Origin of the sequence: Parasaccharibacter sp. TMW 2.1884, from assembly GCF_023337695.1 — a bacterium.
In the GTDB taxonomy this organism is placed as follows: domain Bacteria; phylum Pseudomonadota; class Alphaproteobacteria; order Acetobacterales; family Acetobacteraceae; genus Bombella; species Bombella apis.
This window is the reverse complement of the sequence record NZ_QORR01000003.1, coordinates 229,583-248,721: the sequence shown is the minus strand read 5'-3', so window position 1 is coordinate 248,721 and position 19,139 is coordinate 229,583. Positions and strand designations below refer to the sequence as shown.

The 19,139-nt window shown below is 58.5% G+C and carries 14 protein-coding genes; 4 read left to right on the top strand and 10 right to left on the bottom strand.

Going from position 1 to position 19,139, the window contains the following annotated elements:
* Positions 1-16 precede the first annotated feature (16 nt).
* The 6 genes from DTI93_RS06555 to DTI93_RS06530 form a co-directional block, all read right to left on the bottom strand.
* A complete protein-coding gene (locus DTI93_RS06555) occupies positions 17-2,461 on the bottom strand; it encodes a DUF3772 domain-containing protein (protein WP_043562059.1) in 2,445 nt (814 codons plus the stop codon).
* Positions 2,462-2,542: 81 nt separating this feature from the next.
* Positions 2,543-3,706 (bottom strand): glycerate kinase, encoded by a 1,164-nt coding sequence (locus DTI93_RS06550; protein WP_249080024.1) that lies wholly within the window; start codon positions 3,704-3,706, stop codon positions 2,543-2,545.
* A gap of 43 nt (positions 3,707-3,749) precedes the next feature.
* A complete protein-coding gene (locus DTI93_RS06545) occupies positions 3,750-4,541 on the bottom strand; it encodes an epoxyqueuosine reductase QueH (RefSeq protein ID WP_086431766.1) in 792 nt (263 codons plus the stop codon).
* An 80-nt stretch (positions 4,542-4,621) separates the two neighbouring features.
* Positions 4,622-5,794, bottom strand: a complete 1,173-nt coding sequence (nhaA, locus tag DTI93_RS06540) for a Na+/H+ antiporter NhaA (protein ID WP_249080022.1) — start codon at positions 5,792-5,794, stop codon at positions 4,622-4,624.
* Between the two features lie 76 nt (positions 5,795-5,870).
* Positions 5,871-6,734, bottom strand: coding sequence for a transporter (locus DTI93_RS06535; RefSeq protein ID WP_081563390.1), 864 nt, complete (start codon positions 6,732-6,734; stop codon positions 5,871-5,873).
* Between the two features lie 283 nt (positions 6,735-7,017).
* Positions 7,018-8,376 carry a cytosine permease gene (locus tag DTI93_RS06530; protein WP_043562053.1) on the bottom strand — a complete coding sequence of 453 codons (1,359 nt, stop codon included), beginning with the start codon at positions 8,374-8,376 and terminating at the stop codon, positions 7,018-7,020.
* A gap of 212 nt (positions 8,377-8,588) precedes the next feature.
* On the opposite strand from DTI93_RS06530, the gene DTI93_RS06525 reads away from it, so the two are divergent.
* Positions 8,589-10,133: a carbohydrate porin gene (locus tag DTI93_RS06525; RefSeq protein WP_081562663.1), complete on the top strand. Its 1,545-nt coding sequence runs from the start codon at positions 8,589-8,591 to the stop codon at positions 10,131-10,133.
* 144 nt (positions 10,134-10,277) lie between these two features.
* Positions 10,278-11,006 (top strand): YfdX family protein, encoded by a 729-nt coding sequence (locus DTI93_RS06520; protein WP_249080021.1) that lies wholly within the window; start codon positions 10,278-10,280, stop codon positions 11,004-11,006.
* Positions 11,007-11,359: 353 nt separating this feature from the next.
* On the opposite strand, the gene DTI93_RS06515 is transcribed toward DTI93_RS06520, so the two are convergent.
* Complete coding sequence (locus tag DTI93_RS06515; protein ID WP_248630302.1) at positions 11,360-13,048, bottom strand: efflux transporter outer membrane subunit; 1,689 nt, start codon at positions 13,046-13,048, stop codon at positions 11,360-11,362.
* An 83-nt stretch (positions 13,049-13,131) separates the two neighbouring features.
* On the opposite strand from DTI93_RS06515, the gene DTI93_RS06510 reads away from it, so the two are divergent.
* A complete protein-coding gene (locus tag DTI93_RS06510; RefSeq protein ID WP_227449770.1) occupies positions 13,132-13,815 on the top strand; it encodes a TetR/AcrR family transcriptional regulator in 684 nt (227 codons plus the stop codon).
* Positions 13,816-13,844: 29 nt separating this feature from the next.
* Here the strand turns inward: DTI93_RS06510 and DTI93_RS06505 are convergent, their stop codons facing one another.
* From DTI93_RS06505 to folD, 3 genes are all read right to left on the bottom strand, one after another.
* Positions 13,845-15,422, bottom strand: a complete 1,578-nt coding sequence (locus DTI93_RS06505) for a DHA2 family efflux MFS transporter permease subunit (protein ID WP_043562050.1) — start codon at positions 15,420-15,422, stop codon at positions 13,845-13,847.
* A gap of 8 nt (positions 15,423-15,430) precedes the next feature.
* Positions 15,431-16,546, bottom strand: a complete 1,116-nt coding sequence (locus tag DTI93_RS06500; protein ID WP_043562047.1) for an HlyD family secretion protein — start codon at positions 16,544-16,546, stop codon at positions 15,431-15,433.
* Positions 16,547-16,802: 256 nt separating this feature from the next.
* A complete protein-coding gene (gene folD, locus DTI93_RS06495; protein ID WP_086431762.1) occupies positions 16,803-17,714 on the bottom strand; it encodes a bifunctional methylenetetrahydrofolate dehydrogenase/methenyltetrahydrofolate cyclohydrolase FolD in 912 nt (303 codons plus the stop codon).
* Positions 17,715-17,854: 140 nt separating this feature from the next.
* Here folD and DTI93_RS06490 point away from each other — a divergent pair, with 140 nt between their 5' ends.
* On the top strand, positions 17,855-18,919 hold the full coding sequence (locus DTI93_RS06490; RefSeq protein WP_086431761.1) for a low specificity L-threonine aldolase: 1,065 nt from the start codon (positions 17,855-17,857) through the stop codon (positions 18,917-18,919).
* Positions 18,920-19,139 lie beyond the last annotated feature (220 nt).

Below are 19,139 nucleotides of genomic sequence, written 5' to 3'. Positions count from 1 at the left end.
CACCCTGGCTTTTTTTTCATGTCTGGGACCCATCATCAGATGGCAGCGTCATAGAAACCTGCGGCACCATGAGGCTGATACCTTCCTGGCTGAAACGTGCCAGCACCCCGGAGATAACAGCCGTTCTCACGGCATCACTGTTCGTGCCCCGTGCAACATAGATCGCCAGCGTCGCAGAAACCGTATCCCCCACCTTGTCACCCAGCCAGCTCTGCGGGGCCGGGTCCTTCAGAACATCCGGCTGATCCGCCACGACAAGCATGAAAAGCGCCTTCACCTTGTCCACACTCACATTGGTCGGTACAGCGAAAACAAGGCTCATCTTCAGCGGATTATGACCCGCACTGTAATTCTGCACATTCGCCGTGATAAACTGGGAGTTGGGAACAATGAGTGTCGTGCCATCACTCAGCCGGATATCCGTTGCCCGGACATTCACACGCTGAATCACCCCCGTATTGCCACTGATGGTGATCTTGTCCCCAGCCTGGGCCGGACGTTCCGCCAGCAGGATCAGACCAGAAATGAAGTCTTTGACGATGGACTGGAGACCAAAACCCACACCCACTGACAGCGCACTGACAACCCATGTCAGATTCTGTACGGAAATGCCGATCATGGCCAGAAGCTTGAGCCCCGCAGCGATCCACAATGTATAAGTCAGAATGCTGATGATGGATGTCCGTGCCCCATTATCCAGGGACGTGACCGGGAACAGACGTGTCTGCAGCCACTGTTGCAAAAACCGTATGGCGTAATAAACGCCCACCAGCAGCAGGGCCGCTCCCACTATCGTCCTTGGCGAGACGGGCACACCAAACAGGATACCCCCACCAAAGACATGCTCCAGCTGCCGCCATGTCCCGATGAAGGAAACACCATTTCTACCCTGCAACAGGGCAATGAATACCATGACAAGGCTGAGACCAACCAGCGCCGTAGTGATGACCTCCATCTGCGCAAGACGGCGGGCACTCAGCTCCAGCTCGGTCCACAGCCGCCCAAGACGGCTCTGTGCCGAAAAGAGGAACTGTGAAAAGTCCCGCCACGCCTGCATGAGCAGCATGACGGCCCCAAAGGCATAAAGCAGCGTCAGCACCCAGTCATTCAGCAGGAAAGCAAAGGAGATATAACCACTCAGAACGGCAACGGCCGTCACTCCCATGAGCAGGGCAGAAACACCATGCAGGGGAATATGCTGGATCAGTACGGCACCAATATCCTGCCCCGTACTGCCTGCCTCCACATCCCCCAGAGCCGCCCCGTTTTTCTGGTCACGTTTGCTGGAGCGGCACGTCAGATACAGCAGGATGGATGTGGAAAGCGCAAATGCTCCTTCCAGCACGGCATCCAGCCCGGGGCCAACATCGCGGCTGACTTCGGCCGTCCGCAACGCTCCGTAGAACAGGATTCCTCCACCGAGAAGCAAACTGCACGGCAGGCACGCCCTGCCCAGAAGCCAGCGCTTGAGGGACACCCCGGCCCCGATGATGAAACCACACACCGGCAGTGCCTGTGTCAGATACGCACCCTGCATGGCGGGCACGCCATCACTGTCGAAACCCACAAGCTGCCAGCCCTGCCAGAGGATTTCCGCCAGCAGACCACACAAGACACCGGCCAACACGCTCCCCAGGGCACGCTGGCTGCGGATCACGCCCCCCCAGCTCGCCTGCCCCCGGGCTGAAGCAAGAACACGGGTCGCCAGCTGCCTCAGCACGAAGCCAAACAGCATGACCAGGCAGCCAATACCCAGAACACCAACCAGTGCCCTCGGCTCATCCTGCCCCATATCCCGGAATGTCGCATAACCATCCGACAGGGCCCGCCGCCAGAAACCGACCCCCAGAGGAGAATCGACATGCCGTACCAGCGCTCCCTGCTGGACCTTGCGGCGCAGGTCGTCCAGCTGACCTTCCAGCTGGCGGGTCTGAAGATCACAGACACGCATCCGCACCAGAAGAGCCGTAATCCCCATGGAGGTTTTGCGGGCCGTGACACGCTGCCGGGTGATGGAAGCATCCTCCCCATCCTCGGCCTTGTCGCCAAGAACCTTCAGCAGGGAATTGATGGAGCCCTCATAAGCCTGGATCTGCGCCATCCCGTCCGTCACATGCTGGCGGACCTTCGCCACCTGCTGCGTGTAAGAATCCAGCAACCGCCCGGCAGGCAGCCCCTTCAGCCCCCCCAGAGCGGCACCAACCGTCCGCAAGGTCGTCTGGTCCTGGTCCAGCTGGGTCCGCAATGCCCCCGACACACCGGCCCAGCCAAAATCACCTTCCGGCTGCCCCAGAGGCAGGGAAACTGTCCCGACGGGCGCAGCGTGCGCCGGGGCTGACCCGGAATCCACCTTGTCAGCAGCACTGGCGGCCATGCCCTGCGCAGGAGCCGCCAGCATGGCAACCAGCCCAAGGCCTGCCCCCATGCTCACCATGATCTGACGAACAGAATAACGCTTCATAAAACCTGCTTGTTTCCAATGTCTTGATTCATGACCTGCTGGGCAGACGAACACAGAAATATGGTAGAGTTATGTTACCGTTCAAGATGATCCCGACAGGTTCCGTCCCATCTCCATCCCTGTCCGTATCGCAGCGGCGACATTCTCTGCTGTACGACGGACATTCTCACGGGCCTGCGCCAGCACGACCGGCAACGCCTCGGGACGGGGAACCGTATCAAAGAAAGCATCAATGCCCACCTGATGCATCCTGTCCACACCCTCTCCCGTAGAACCGACAATGGCAATGACAGGCCGCCCCTGGGCTCTGGCAACCTGAGCAACCCCCATGGGAGCCTTGCCCTGGGCACTCTGGCCATCCATCCGGCCCTCCCCGGTGATGACAAGGTCCACATCCCTGAAACGGGCAGCCAGCTGAAGCTGGTCTGCAACAATCTCCACACCTGGCCGCAGCCGTGCCTTCGTAAAAGCCAGAAGCCCCGCGCCCAATCCCCCCGCAGCACCGGCCCCGGGCACAGCCGCCACATCCTTCCCACACCGAAGGGCCAGGATACGGGCATAATGCGCCAAGGCATCATCCAGAAGAATTACATCCTCTGGTCCAGCCCCTTTTTGAGAACCAAAAACATGCGAGGCCCCCCGCGGCCCTGTCAGAGGGCTGGTCACATCGCAGGCCCCTTCCAGCGTGATGTCAGACAGGCGTCTATCAAGACCGGAAAGGTCCACATCCGCCAGCCTGGCCAGAGCCCCACCACCAGGCGGCAGCTCCTGCCCCTGCTGATCGAGCAGGCGAGCCCCGAGAGCCTGCGCAAACCCGGCCCCTCCATCATTGGTAGCACTGCCCCCCAGGCCGAGAATGACATGTCGGCACCCATGTTCCAGAGCGGCAAGAACGAGCTGCCCAACTCCATAAGTGGTCGTCCGCAAGGGATCACGCTCTTCTGGCTGGAGCAGGGGAAGGCCCGCCGCTGCTGCCATCTCAATGATCGCCGTCTGCCCATCACCGCTGATGCCGAAAAAAGCAGGAACCGGCATCCCCAGCGGCCCCGTGACGGAACAATGCACCAGTTTACCATCCGTACCCTGCACGAGGGCTTCCACTGTTCCCTCTCCACCATCTGCCATAGGCAGACAGATATACGATGCTTCAGGAAACACGCGGGAGAAACCTGCTTTTATCTCCTCAGCCACCTCAAGTGGGGCCAGACTTTCCTTGAAGGAATCACAGACAATGGCAATTTTCATACATCCCTCCTGCCTTCAGGGTGCTCCCCGGGCAGGAAAAGGTCTAGTCTTCTTCGCCGTAGAATTCCTCTCCCAGCACGATGGCGGGCCGCCCTTTTGAACGCCGGAAATTGTTCGTATCCCGCAAGGAATAGGCACAGCCACAATATTCCTGTTTGTAGAATCTCTCCCGCTTGCTGATCTCGATCATGCGGGCAGAGCCTCCCCCCTTGCGCCAGTTGAAATCCCAGTAGGACAACCCATCATAGGGCGCCACGGCCCGGGCACCACAATCATTGATCTGGGCCATGTTCTTCCAGCGTGAAATGCCCAGAGAACTCGTCATGACAGGAAACCCGTGCTCATGCGCATACAGGGCCGTGCGCTCAAAACGCATGTCGAAGCACATCGTGCAGCGTATGCCACGCTCCGGCTCCCATTCCATGCCCTTGGCCCGCTCAAACCAGTTGTCCCTGTCATAATCGGCATCAACGAACGGGATGTTGTGTGCCTCGGCAAACCGGACATTCTCTTCCTTGCGCAGAAGATATTCCCGCTCTGGATGGATGTTCGGATTATAGAAGAAGATGGTGTAGTCGATGCCTGATTCCGTCATCGCCTCCATCACCTCACCAGAGCAGGGGGCACAGCAGGAGTGAAGCAGCACCTTTTTCTGCCCACCCGGAGGCTCCAGAACCGGCCTGCCGGACGGTGTCAGCGGAGCAGACACACGGCGCTTTTTCCGGGCTGCATAGCCACGTTCCCTACCGGTCGGGCTGGCCACTCCGGCATGTGTCGTTCCATCACAGGCCGGGTCATGAAGGGCATCCGGCCGGTCTGTCCGCTCATGGCTCATCAGTGAGTTCCTCTATCCGATCATCAGCACACGCTTGCCCCCATACAGAGGCACAGCAGAACTGTCGAGTAGATAGAGCTTCACGTCTCTTTCACCACGCATCTCAACCAGAACCAGCCACTGGCCACGGCCATGAGAGAGCCGAGAAAAATACCGATCTTGCTGGATATGAGCAGGCCCGAAGCAGGAAAGGCCAGCGAAGCCATGAAAAGACTGACGGTAAAACCCAACCCACAGAGCAGGCACAGACCAAAAAGCATCGGCCATGATGTCCGGGCCGGAAGAGAAGCCAGGCGGCACCGTATGGCAAGCCACGTCATGCCGAAAATTCCGGCCGTCTTGCCCAATACCAGCCCCACCACAACAGCCACGATCAGACGCAGATCAAGGCTCGTGAGAGACGTATCAGCCAACGGCACACCCACCATGACGAAACCGAACAGCGGCAACACCCCCCATGTGACCCACGGCGCCAGACCATGCTCCACACGCTCCAGAGGAGACGGGCCATCATGCCGGGCGGTCGGCAGGCAGAGCCCCACCACGACACCCGCCAATGTGGGATGCAGCCCCGCTTCCTTCAGGCAAATCCACAGAAGCCCCCCGCCAATGCCATAAAACCACAGGCAACGGACACCCCGCCAGCCGGCACAGGCCATCATGCCCACAAGGATGACCGTACCGAAAAGCGGCATGGCATGCGGTGTTCCACCATAAAAGAGGGCGATGATGAAAATGCCCAGCACATCATCAAAAATGGCCAGTGCCATCAGCCAGACCCGCCCTCCTTCCGAAACACGCCGCCCCAGCGCCAACAGTACAGGCAGCGTAAAAGCTGCATCCGTTGCAACGGGAATGGCCCAGCCTGACCGCAGGGCAGGGTCAGGTGCAGCAATCAGCGCATACAGCCCTGCTGGAACAACCACACCTCCCAGAGCAGAAAGACAGGGCAGAAGACATTGGCGAAATTCTGCAAGATGCCCGGCTGTCAGTTCCTTTTTCAGCTCAAGCGAAATGGTGAGGAAAAACAGCGTCATCGGCCCAATGGTTACCAGCTCTGCAACGCTGGGCAGGCAGAAGGGTGACAGGCCATCCCCCAACGGGACAGGTCCCAGAGGCTTGGCCAGCAGCACATAAAAAGACCGCCATGGTGAATTGGCCAGGATGAAACCTGCCAGCGCCATGACCAGCAGAAGGCAGGGGCCGCCCGTTTCCGGCGTCAGAAACCGATGTCTGCATGTTGCCGTCATCATCGTCCTTTTATGGCTGTCGAGACCGCTCCCCTCTTACAGCGCTCCGGGGAAAAAATCTCTACCACCTGCAAGATGGTCAGTAATGTGAGAACAGGGCCCCCTCAAACAGATAAACCAGCTTGAAATAATAAGCGTTGGTCTCCGGTACATAACGTCCGTCCACCGAATGGGCATAGCGGGTCGTGATGTTAAGCCGGGGATTGATGTTCCACATCAATCCCACGCCCAGCGTAACCTCCCGGCTGCTGCTGTCCGCCACGGAACGCCCCAGCGTGTTGTCATGCCAGCCGGCATTGTTCTGCCAATCCATGGAGAAAAATGGCTCCCACCTGCGGCTGGCTTTCCAGCTGAAACGCAGATTGCTGTGAAAGGCCGTCCCCGGATGATAGGAATGTTCCCCTCTGACATGCATGGTCGAAGCCACCACAGCCCCGAGGTCTCCACCGAAACTGAAATGTTTCCACTCATAATCAAACATGAAGCTTGAAAGATTGGACCAGTATTGCGGGTTCAGGACTTTCCGGGTGGCGCTGGGTGTCTGCATGAAGGTCTGGATACCGAACGTGCTGTGTTCATTCGGTTTGAACCACACCGCAGGCCCTGTGATGGTCGGCCCCAATCCACCATAATTTGTGCCATCCGCCAGACGGTAACTTTCCGTCTGGATGACTTCATAGGCAAAACCGACATGAGGAATGGAATCAAACGTCCAGAAATGGACGTATTTGCTCAGGCCAGACCATGTATGGCTGCCCCGTTCCGGCTTTCTGGCCCCCTGCCCATCATAATAATTTCCTGCTGCATTCCCGTCACCATACTGGACGAATACATTGAAAGGCTTGAAATCCACTGGCAGGTCATATTCATGCGGACCAATGACGGCAAACGTGATGTCCGATGCTTCTGCCGAAGCAGACGACAGCAGCCAGAACACGACCATGCCACCCAGCACCAGCAGCCCACCCGGTGATCTCACCCTCCTCAGCCACAGCATGCAGAGCCTTCCCCACAGAGCAGACATGACGCAGGGCCCGGCCGTCAACAAAAGAGCTGCATCACGTCCCCTGCCACCCCCACAGGGATGGCCAGTCTAAAACGGCTTCTGCCTGTATAGAAGGATCGGTTCTCTTTTAACAAGTCAGATCAATTACAAATATAATAGTACCCTGTCAGTACAGCTTACATCAGACCCCAATGAAACCCCTCATACGACCAGATAAAGCTCAGGCTCTCACCCCGTCACATCGTCTCACCCAGAGGTAATACACGACGGCCGTCACCAGCAGACTGACAATCCATGAAATATCCACTCCATGCAGGGCTTCCACAAGCGGCCCTGTATACGGGCCGGTCTTCATGAAAGGCAGTTCAACCAGCACACCCAGGAGATAAATCAACACGACCGGCAGATTGAACCGCCCATACGGTCCACCATCCGCCCTGAAAAAGGCCATGACATCATACTCGCCATGGCGCAGCAGGTAATAATCGCACAGATTGATTGCCGTCCACGGCACGAGCACTGCCATCAATACATCCAGAAACGACGTGTATGCCTTCAGGAAGTCACCAACCATGCCAAGGCTCATGACCAGGGCCGCCCCCAGCAGAAGAACCGTCATGACCAGCCGCCCCCACAGGCCGGCACGCCACGACGGCCAAAAGGTCTGCACCAGAGTAAGGCTGCACAACGCTCCACAATAGACACTCATGGCATTGGCCAGCGGAATGGCCAGTGCCAGCACCAGAAGAACGATATTACCCATATGGCCGCCCGTCAGGGAGAGCGCTCCAGCCAACGGCAGGGACGGATAGCTCAGTGACAGCAGGCTCCCCAGCACCATGGGCAGAACAGCCCCGATGACAGTTCCCCCATAGGTCGCCCAGAAGGCCTGCCGGCCGGACCCGGCCTCATCCGGCAGATACCGGGAAGAATCGGAAACATAAGGGGCATAGGCGATCTGCCAGAGAGCCGAAACGGAAAAGGCTCCGAAGAATCCGGCTACCGTGCCGTGCATGTCTGCCAGCAATGTGCGGGAAAACCCGCCCAGCCCACAACCGATGGCATAAATGACCGCCACAATGGAAATCCAGCTGGCCAGACGGGAACAGACATGGATGGCCCTGTACCCCATCATGCAGGGCAGAAGTGTCAGCACCGCAATGAGCCAGACCCCCCTGCTGCCCTGGAAGACAGGCAGCACATGCGCCAGGGCTTCTCCCCCCACGACACAGTTGGAAGCAGCAAAACCGATATACATGAGCACGACCAGCAGGATGATCGGCACCGACCCATAAACGCCAAACTGCCCCCGACTCTGCACCATCTGGGGCACACCCAGACGCGGGCCCTGTGCCGCATGGAGCGCCATGAAGACAGCCCCCACCACATTACCCAGCACCAGCGCCAAAACGGACCAGATGAGCGACAGCCCGAATACGGCTGGCCCCAGAGCCCCGGTAACAACCGTCAGCAATGTCATGTTGGCACTGAACCAGACCGAGAACAGGTCCGCTACCCGCCCGTGACGATGCGCCTGAGGAACGGGGTGAATGGTATGGGTTTCCATATGGGTACTCATGGCCCCGCTTTTCCCACACTCCCAGAGGCGTGAAAAGAGGTTACTTCATGGCAGTCCCGTCCAGACAGCAGGTCAGACTGAAAAATATCCAGAGGTGGAAGATAGACTTTGAAGTTTTACCCAAACTTCTTTAACAGATTCCGCAACAATGCGCTCTTTCTTGGGGGCAATTTCGTACCGTCAGGGTTCTTTTTATAGAAATGGGGACTATTATGCCTGCCATATTCTCTTGCCCCATACGGCAGAACGTACCCATTTCTCTAAAAGAACTACGCCGTTATTCATCAGTTTTTCTCAAAAAGCTGGCCAGGCACTGGTCCTGGCTGCTGCCAGTCGCCCTCTTCTGCTTCGCCACCCCCGGTGCGCAGGCACAGGTACTTGATGAAATCGTCGGTAACGAACCCCTGCTCCGGGTTGATACCCCCCTGCCTGCCCATGGCGGCTATACGACCTCGGTTCCTCCCTTTGGCAGGCCGGAGGCCCTCTTTCCCCATGGCTTTGGCATGACGGACTGGCTGCGCAAACGGGGCATTGCCCTCCTCCTCGACAATACGAATGAATTTGCCGGGGCCATCACGCCGCCCAAGAAAAACTATCCCAACTCCCAGCATTTCGCACCCTACAAACAGGGCGCCAGCAATGCCGGGCAATATGCCGCCTCACTCAACATAAACTGGGAACAGCTCATCGGGCTGCGGGGTTTTTCCACACACAGCATTGTTGTCGGCCGCTATGGAACAACAGCCAACCGCATGTTTGGTGACTGGCTGAACCATGCATCGGAAGATTACGGCGGTGGCGGCAATGTGGTTGTCCATCTCGTCATGGCCTATGGTGAAGAAGACCTGTTCAATGGCCGCCTTGCCATCGCTGCCGGCCGCATGGCGGAAATGTCGGACTTCCAGAACAGCCCCCTCTTCTGCAACTTCCAGAATGGCAGCATCTGCGGACGGCCCAAGGCCGCCACGGACAGCAGCTTTGTCAGCGGTTATCCTGCAGCTGTCTGGGCTGGGCGCATCCGGGTCCGTCCCTCCCGCTTCCTTTATATACAGAGCGGCCTCTATGCCGGAGAAAACGGCATCTACAAGAACGAGCAGCACCGTACCGGCTTCAAGTTCAATGGCGGCAACATCAACGGGTTCCGCCTCCCCTTTGAAATGGGATGGGAGCCCCTCTTCGGCAAAAACCATCCCGGGCATTACAAGGTCGGCGGCGTGATGATGACCGCCCCCAGCCCCGACAATTATCTTGATGAGCAGGGACGTCCCTACGCCCTGACCCATGGCAGACCCCGCACACGGCATGACGGTTACGGCGCCTGGTTCATGGCCGACCAGCATATCCTGAACCATTACCACAGCAGCAAACGGGGCATCACGCTGCTGGGGGGGTTCCTCTATAATGATAAACGGATCGCCCTGCGGGAATGGGAAGCCTATGGGGCTCTCATAGACCGTGGAATTTTCCGCTCCCGCCCCTTTGACACGTTTGGTCTTTCCTTCACCTACGAGAAAATTGCCCCCGGTGTGCAGGCCACCGAGACGATGATGCTAGACACACAGCAGTTCAGCCGCCTCCCGGACCATGCAACTGGCGTACAGCGTCATGCCGCCGTGTTTGAAGTCAACTACGCCATCCATGTCTATCGGGGTGTCATTTTTCAGCCACTGCTGGAATATTTCTTCCGCCCCAATGGCCAGGGCAATCTCCGGGATGCGGCTCTGCTTGGCTTCAAAAGCCATATCGAGATTTTCTGAGAATTTTCAGCCCGATCATAACAGTTGCACATGAGCTGTTTTTAAGCTGTTATCACTGTGATCGGGATGACCTGCATCCTGCGCAGAGGGCTGCAACCATCTGCATGGGAGGGCATCCTCCATCCTATGAACAAGGATATTTCCATGCGCTTCAATACACTGCACAAGGGCCTGGCCCTTTCCCTTTTCGGCCTGGGCGCCCTGACCACATCCGCTTTCGCCGATGATGCCGCACCGGCCAGCAACAATGCCCCTGCCGCCGTCTCCAGCAAGCATGTGAAAAGCGTGCGCAAAAAAGAGCATCGCGCCTTCCATCATCTCTCCGAACACGGCCAGAAGGCCATGGCGAGCATCGTGCAGGCCCAGCAGTTTCTCGCAGCCGGGCAAAGCGAGCAGGCCCTGCCGGCTCTCAACGCCGCCGTGACCCACCTCCAGGCAGCCGCCAAGGCCCGTGAACAGTTCACAGCCGCCGAAGCCGACCTGCACCCCGCTCCCCAGCATCCTGTCTCCAGCAGCCACACACCCCAGAACGGTCCGACGGACTGGGTCCCGGTCGGGGGTGAGGTCATCGCAACAGACATGCTGGAACCCAGCAAAAAGAGTGCCGTGGCAACGGCTAATGCCCAGCTGAAGGCCGGACAGACCGATCAGGCCGCCCAGACCCTTCAACTCGTCGGGCAGGACATCGACTTCATCATTGCTCTGGCTCCGCTGAACCAGCTCCAGGGTTTTGTGAACCGTGCCCTGATCTTTGCACAGGGTCACAATCCCCAGGCTGCCAACGTGGCCCTGAACGATGCCCTGAACACGCTGGTCTTCGTCTCCGAAAATGTCGTGACCGAAGCCACTGCTGCAGCCCAGAAAACCAAATAAGGCTTTCTCCTGTTTCTGCTGGAGACGGGATTGCCCCAAAAGAAAACCGGCATGTATTCATGCCGGTTTTCTTGTATTCATCCCCCCTGATCCTGCCCCACAACAAGGTATCCACGTAGTCCACACCCCCGAAAAGAGGTGTGGATAATCACTCACACAATACAGTGAAGGTGGCCATTTTCTGCGCCCTCGCACCTGTGGAAAACTCTGTGGGCAAGAGATGGCTCCCCTTGACAGCGAGTCTCATCAGCAAGACCGTGGAGTCGCAGGATCATGAGGAAAAAACCATGCACAGCCACTGCTGGCAGGCCAGCACAACCTCCCCGCCTGCATGGCTGTTTCCCCGCCCTTTTTCAGTGTGTCGTTGGCTGCGCTGCCTGGCTGACCTGCTCCTTATCAGGCAGGGTATCAGACCAGCCCCCACCCAACGCATTGTAGAGACGGGCAAGATCCGTTGCGAACGCACTGTCACTGGCAGCCAGATCAAGCTGGGCTTCCTGCAGTTTCTCCTGTGCTTCCAGAACGGACAGGTAAGTCGCCAGACCAGCCCGATACTGGCTGGTTGCCAGAGACAGAGCCCGCTTCTCATCATCCACGGTCTTTGCCAATCCTTCATGATGAATCTGCTCATCATGATAGGCCTGCAAGGCATTATCCACCTCATTCCAGGCCTGAAGAACCGTCTGCCGATATTCCACGGCTGCAGCACGCTGCGCTGCCTTTTTCAGACGAAGCTGACCATAAAGCCGCCCGCCCTGGAAAATGGGGAGAGAGATGCTGGGCCCGACATTCCAGGCACGGGCATTCCAGAACCCAAGGTCCCGGAAAGACAGGGTCTGGAACCCGAAATCTGCCGTCACGGTCACCTTGGGATAGAAATCCGCTGTGGCCTCACCAACTTCTGCTACCGTTTCCCGCAGATGCTCTTCCGCCTCTCGGATATCCGGGCGACGATGGGCCAGTTCCGATGGCAGACCAGCCGGAACGAAGGGGGGAACAGTCGGCACACCCGCCGTCTGTCCAAGCTCCTCATTCAGGCTTTGCGGTGGCATACCCAATAACAGGGCTATGGCATTCTGCTCCCGCGCCACCGTCTCATCCAGATTGGCCTGCTGGGCCTCAATTCCATGAAGACGGGCCTTCATGCTGTCCACATCCAGCTCCGTAACCAGCCCGCTCTTATAGCGGCTCTGCGCCAACGAAAGCAGATTCTGCACGGTGGCATGGCTATCTGCCAGAATGCGCTGACGTTTCTGATCACCCCGCAGCTGGAGATAATCACGGGCCATGTCGGCCTGACGGGCAATGAGAATGCTGCGCCGTTCCTCCTCGCTCATCTTCATCAGATATTTTGCCGCCTGATACTGGTAGGCCACACGCCCCCAAAGATCGATCTCATAGGTTGCATCAATCTTGTCCTGCCACTGGTTCAGCAGCGGGACCTGGGCCTCTTGGGAGCCCTGAAGAAAATTGGCCTCCTGCGCTGGCAGGTCTGGGAACCCCTTGCCTACACGCTTGAAGATTTCCTGAAGCTGCTTGGAGCTGTGCTGCGAGCGCACATAGGTTCCGTACGCTGAAAGACTGGGGAACCGCTCCGCCCCGGCAATGATCATCTGGGCCCGGCTCTGCGCCAGATTCTGGGTAGCCAGAAGGAAAGACAGGTTCTGCGTGGCCACACGGTCTTCCAGAGATGTCAGCTCAGGGTCGTGAAAACTCTTCCACCAGGCATCCGCCATGGGCAGCTCTGTCACGACAGAAGCGGGAGAGGCCTGTTTACTGGTCCTGTCCTCCGGCGCTGCATTGGCCCCATGAGGGCCATTTCCTTTAGCAGATGCCCCCTTGCCGGACGGCTGGTTGCTACCATTATGCAGGTCATAATGCGGCGGGGCCCAATCCTTCGGCTGATGATATTTAGGGCCGACCATAAGGCACCCCCCCAGCCCCAGCAGAGCCACCCCAGACAGAAGCTGCCAGCTGAAACCGCGTGAAGACAGGTTTCCCACTCCCTTACGGACGGAACGGAACAAATGAGCGTCTTTCACTGTGAAGCTCCTGTAGAATTATCAACATAAAACGGGCCAGAAACAGATCGCCCATATGGACCATGCCGCCCCAGCAGCCTATCATGCCCCTCCATACGCAGGAGCAACCCTTCCACAAAACGATGACCCAGACCGAACACCCGGCCCCCTGTCCACCCCGCAACAGCAAAGCGGCTTCCCGCAAATGCGAGCAGATACTCCAGAGTGCTGGACAGCTTTTCCTCCAACAGGGCTATGAGCGAACCTCCATGTCGCAGATCGCTCATCTGGCAGGTGTCTCCAAAGGGTCGCTCTACAACCATTTCGAGAACAAGGCTGATCTGTTCACGGCTTTTTTCGAAGAACGCAGCCGCACACGCCTCAACACGCTGAAATCCGTATCCCGGGCGCCTCAGCCTGACCTGCGCACGGCCCTCAGGCAGGCAGCAGCCACCATCATCACCCTGATGATCGACCCGGAGGCCATAGGCCTCTACCGCATCGTCGTGGCAGAGGCCAACGAGTTCCCCAATCTGGCAGACACGCTCTGGCATTACGGTGTCTCCCGGACACTGACCGGCCTTGCCGACTGGTTTGCAGAAAAACATGCAGGCGGCCAACTGGTCATTTCTGACATCGACCTTGCTGCCGAGCAGTTTCTCACGATGTGCCAGACCCGTATCATCCACCGGTGCCGCCTCTCCCTGCCCGTGGACACCAGCCAGAACAGCATAGACGGCGTGGCTACCATGGTGGCGGAGAGTTTTCTCAGGATGTACGCTCCCTGAAACAATCATCCGGCGGGGCTGCTCCGCTTTCAATGGCCACCTCCCCCCTGGCCACCGCCCTTCATCGGGGACATGAGGAAGCAGAACGGCACGATACAGAGAGCCATGATCCCCAGGACATTGAAGAGCTGATTATAGGCCAGCATGGCCACCTGCCGCAGAAACTCCTGATACATATGGGCAACGGCAAAAGCATGCGCACGCAGCGGGGCCAGACCATGCGCTTCCGCCAGCTGCTGGACATGGAAAAGATAGTTTCGGAACTCTGGCCGTGAGGCAATGGCGTGTGAGGACACATCCGTCTGCTGAACCTGACGCATTTCCGTCAACGCCGCTGTAGAGAGCGAAATGGCCTGTGACCCGAAATAGTTCCTTACCATACTGAACAGGGCCGAAGCATCGCCGTTCAGCTCCCTCGGCAAGGTCGCATAGGCAATGGTGGAAATGGGCACGAACAGAAAAGCCAGTGGGGCTGTCTGTCTCATGCGGCAAAGTACCAGATACCAGAAGTCCACATCGGAATAGAGCGTGGCTGCGAAGAAGCAGGACAGGGCCATGAAGAAGAAACCCAGCCCGATGAGATACCGGACCTGCACATGCTTCATCAGCATTCCCACAAAGGGAATCAGCACCATCACAGCCATGCCACCCGGTGCCATGAGCTGCCCTGCAATGGTGGCCGTGTAACCCTGCACCTGCTGGGCGAACTGCGGCACAATCACGGCGGACGCATAGAGCAGCACACCCACAGCCCCGATCATGAATGTTCCGAGGGCAAAATTGCGATCCTTCAGCACGCTGAGCCGCAGAAGAGGATTCTTGGCCTTGAGCAGCCAGATGATGGCCCCAAGAGTGCACAGCCCCCCGATAATGGCCATGGTCGTGATGAAAGACGAGCCGAACCAGTCGTCATCCTCACCACGGTCCGCCATGATCTCCAGGCAGCCAAGACCCAGCGAGATCAGACTGATGCCGACAACATCCACCCTCTCCTTCACGGCCTTCACCCATGGCGGATCTTCCACCAGTGCAATCACGGCCATGACCGTCATGATGCCGAAGGGCACGTTGACGTAAAAAATCCATCGCCATGAATAGGTGTCCGTGAGCCATCCTCCTACCAGCGGCCCCAGAACCGGCCCCACCACGATGGCCAGGGCCGTCAGACCGAAGGCTGCGCCACGTTTCTCTGGCGGGAAAATGTCCAGAATGATGGCCTGCTGCACCGGCTGCAATCCACCGCCAAAAAAACCCTGCATCAGGCGGAAAATTACCAGCATGGGAAGAGAAGTGGAGAGACCGCAGAGGAAGGAGGACATGGTGAACATCGCCACGCAGATGAGGAAATACCGTTTCCTTCCAAACCGCTTCGCCAGCCAGCTCGAGATCGTCAGCACGATCCCATTGGCCACGAGGTAGGAGGTCAGCGCCCATGTGGCATCATCGTAAGAGCTGCCCAGCGAACCTGCGATATGCGGCAGAGCCACGTTGACAATTGTGGTATCCAGCACTTCCATGAAGGCTGCCAGCGTCACGACAACCGCCACAAGCCAGGGGTTATGCCTGGGCTTCCAGTTGTGATGCTCCTCTGTCGATGTATCAGCCATCGCCGGCCTCACTCATCCACATGGACGGTTGGCTCGACCGACATGCCCAAGGAAAGAGGCCGTTCATCATCAAGCCCGCTGTCGATCAGGATTTTCACGGGAATGCGCTGCACGGTCTTCACGAAGTTCCCCGTTGCATTCTCAGGCGGAAAAGCGCTGAAAGATTCACCGGACCCCTTCTGTATGGTGTCCACATGGCCCTTCAGATGCAGCTGGGGGTAAGCATCCACCTCAATCTCGGCCTTCTGGCCCGGCCGCATGTGGGCAAGCTGGGTCTCCTTGTAATTGGCGACGATCCAGACATCCCTGGCCACGATGGAGAACATCTCCTGCCCTGTCTGCACGAAATTGCCCTGCTCCACCGTACGCTGCGACACCCAGCCATCCCGTGGGGCCCGGATGTCCATCCAGTCCACATTCTGGCGGGCCAGCTCCAGCTCGGCCTGGGCTGATTTCAGCGTGGCCTGTGCCTGTGTGTAATGGGCATAGGCATTGCCAATGTTCGCATCCACCGGCTCAGCCTGTGTCAGCTGCCCCTGTGCCTGAAGAACGGAGGCTGTCGCCTCATCCAGCGCAGCACGGGCATAGTCGATATTCTGCTGGGTCGTAGCAGCACGTTCCACACGATGCTGCCGGACATAATCCGTCTGCGCCCGGAAGAGGCGGGCCTTGGCTTCTTTCAGGGCACCCTGGGCAGCCATCAACTGGCCGGGATAATTCTTCTGCGCCACGGCGTAAGAAAGGTTGTAGGACACCATGTCCGCCTCGGCCTGTGCCACGGCAGCCTCAGCCCGATGCAGTTGTGCCAGATAGTCCCGGCCATCAATCTGCACGAGGAGATCACCCTTGTGCACAAACTGGTTGTCATCCACCAGCAGGCGGGAAACATACCCGCTGACATGCGCCGCAATGGAAATCTTGCGGCCTGTCACATAGGCATCATCCGTCTCGACCTTGTTCCGGTTGAAAAAGAGATACAGCCCGATCCCCAGCACGACCATGACCAGAATAAGGACCAGAATGAGCTTCCGTGCCCCACGGTCCCTGAACGGCCTGCCCGCCTGCTGCTCCTGTCCACCCTGTGTGGCAGACTGCGTATCAGACTGTGTAGCGGACTGTGCCATGGTCACCTCTGGAATATGAAAATCATCCGTCCCCCGTCCTGCCCGGCCAGAAACCTCGTGGCATGATGGGACCAGCAATGCTGTGGGAGAAAAATGACCAGTCGGTCATTCTGTGCATGAACAGGCGATATCCCATCCATGTGGAACAATCAAGCAATTGTTGGGCAATTGCCACGACAGTGCCATCATCTGCCCAGCCATGGCTGCCTTGCGCAGGGCGGAAAGACCATGCGGCAGCCAGGCCAGCAGAACCTGTTCAGCCCTCTGAAGAAGCCCTGCGACGACTCGCTGCCTGAAAGGTATTGTGCAGCAGGCAAGCAATGGTCATCGGCCCGACCCCACCCGGAACAGGCGTGATATGCCCGGCAATCTGGCTTGCCTCCTCAAACACCACATCCCCGACGAGACGGCTCTTGCCCTCCGGGGTCTGCACACGGGTGATGCCCACATCAATGACCGTGGCACCGGGTTTGATCCAGCTTCCCTTCACCAGCCCCGCCTTGCCGGTAGCCACGACGAGAATATCCGCCTCCCGGGCCAATGCCTCGATATTGCGGGTATGGATGTGCGCCACCGTGACCGTACAGTTGGCCCGGAGAAGAAGCTGCGCCATCGGCTTGCCAACCAGATTGGAGGCACCGATGACAACCGCATGCATCCCGGTCATGTCCTCATGGACGGACTGCAACAGCTTGAGACAGCCCAGCGGTGTGCAGGGCACGATGCCATTCTCCATTCCCAGCGCCAGACGGCCCGTATTGACCTCACCCAGACCATCCACGTCCTTGTCAGGATGGATGGCGTTGGTCACGGCAGCAGCATCAATCTGCGGTGGCAGCGGCAGCTGGACGAGAATCCCGTCCACCTTGGGATTGGCATTCAGCTCCTCGATCAGGGCCAGAAGCTCCTCCTGCGAAGTGCTTTCCGGCATCATCTGCATGAAAGACTTCATCCCCGCCCGATGTGTCTGGATCGCCTTGTTCTTGACATACACCTCCGAGGCCGGGTCATTGCCAACCAGAACAACGGCCAGACCGGGCAGCTCATGCCCCTGCTCGACCAGATGTTCAACCTGCTCCCGGATCCCGGCCGTCATGCTGGCGGCCATGGCCTTGCCATCAATCAGTGCCGCCCCGCCATCTGCGTGTACGCTGGATGCTGCCGTCATGCTCAGTAACCCTCTGCCAAACCCGTATTCCCGCCTCTCTATGCCCATTGGACAAGACATGACAAGACCCGATCTTTCCGCTAGAGACTGGAAAACGGAAATGGACAGCCTCTCCAGCCAAAGACGAAGGAACTCACCCCGTGCGTGACGATCTACGCAAGAATTTTGCCAGCGATAATGTGACCCCTGCCTGCCCGGCTGTCATGCAGGCCATCGCTGAAGCCAATACCGGCAATGTTCCTTCCTACGGTCACGACGATCTTTCCCTGGCCCTGAACCAGCGTTTCGGAGATGTCTTCGAGGCAGAAGTTGCCGTTTTCCCCGTCACGACAGGGACGGCGGCCAATTCACTGGCCCTCTCGGCCATGGTGCCACCCTATGGCAGTGTCCTCTGCGACCAGAGCGCCCACATCAACACCGAGGAAGGTGGTGCGCCGGAATTCTTCATGCAGGGGGCCAAGCTGGTCGGCCTTCCCTCTCCAGAGGGACGGATGGACCCGGCCAGTCTGCCCCCCACTCTCCAGCTGAACCGCAGCAAGGGTGTTCTGGCCCCCCCTTTTACGGCCCTCTCCCTGACACAGGCCACGGAATGGGGTACGACCTATTCCTGCGAGACCATTGCCGCCCTGTCGGAAAGTGCCCATGACCACGGGCTGACCGTTCACATGGACGGTGCCCGACTGGGCAATGCCATTGCCCATCTGGAATGCAGCCCCGCCGACACCACCTGGAAGGCGGGCATCGATGTCCTGAGCTTTGGCGGCACCAAGGCAGGAGCCATGGCCGCTGAAGCCATTGTCTTCTTCCTCAATGACCGGACCCGCCCAATGGTGGATACCATGACCCGCCGCATCAAACGGGGAGGGCATCTATGGTCCAAACAGCGGTTTCTCTCAGCCCAGCTTCTGGCCCTGCTGCATGACGGCCTCTGGCTGGGAAACTGCCGCCACGCCAATGCCATGTGCCAGCGTCTGCGCCACGGGCTGTACAAACACCCTGCCGTAAACCTGCCCTTTGCCACGGAGAGCAACGAAATCTTTGCTGTCCTGCCAGAAGCACAGGTAAAGCAGCTCCACTCCGAGGGCTACGCATTCTACACCTACCCCACTCCCCAAGGAGTCCCGGGGCAGCTGGTCCGGTTTGTCACCAGCTTCTACACACGCCCTGAAGATGTGGATGCCCTGCTGGAAAGTCTCATCAGCTGACAGGCCGCCAGACAGCACGACCATGAACCGGAGCCCGGAAGCAGCAGCGCCCTGACAAGCCATCACGGCACTGGGTCGCTGGATTTACGGGAAGTCCAGCCAGAGGGCCACATGGCCATCCATTCTGGTAAATGGTCCCCGCTGCCGGGACTGGAGCAGACCATACGGAAAATCCTGCCCTTCCCGTTACGGAAGAGCAGGATTTGCACGGCAGTCTCAG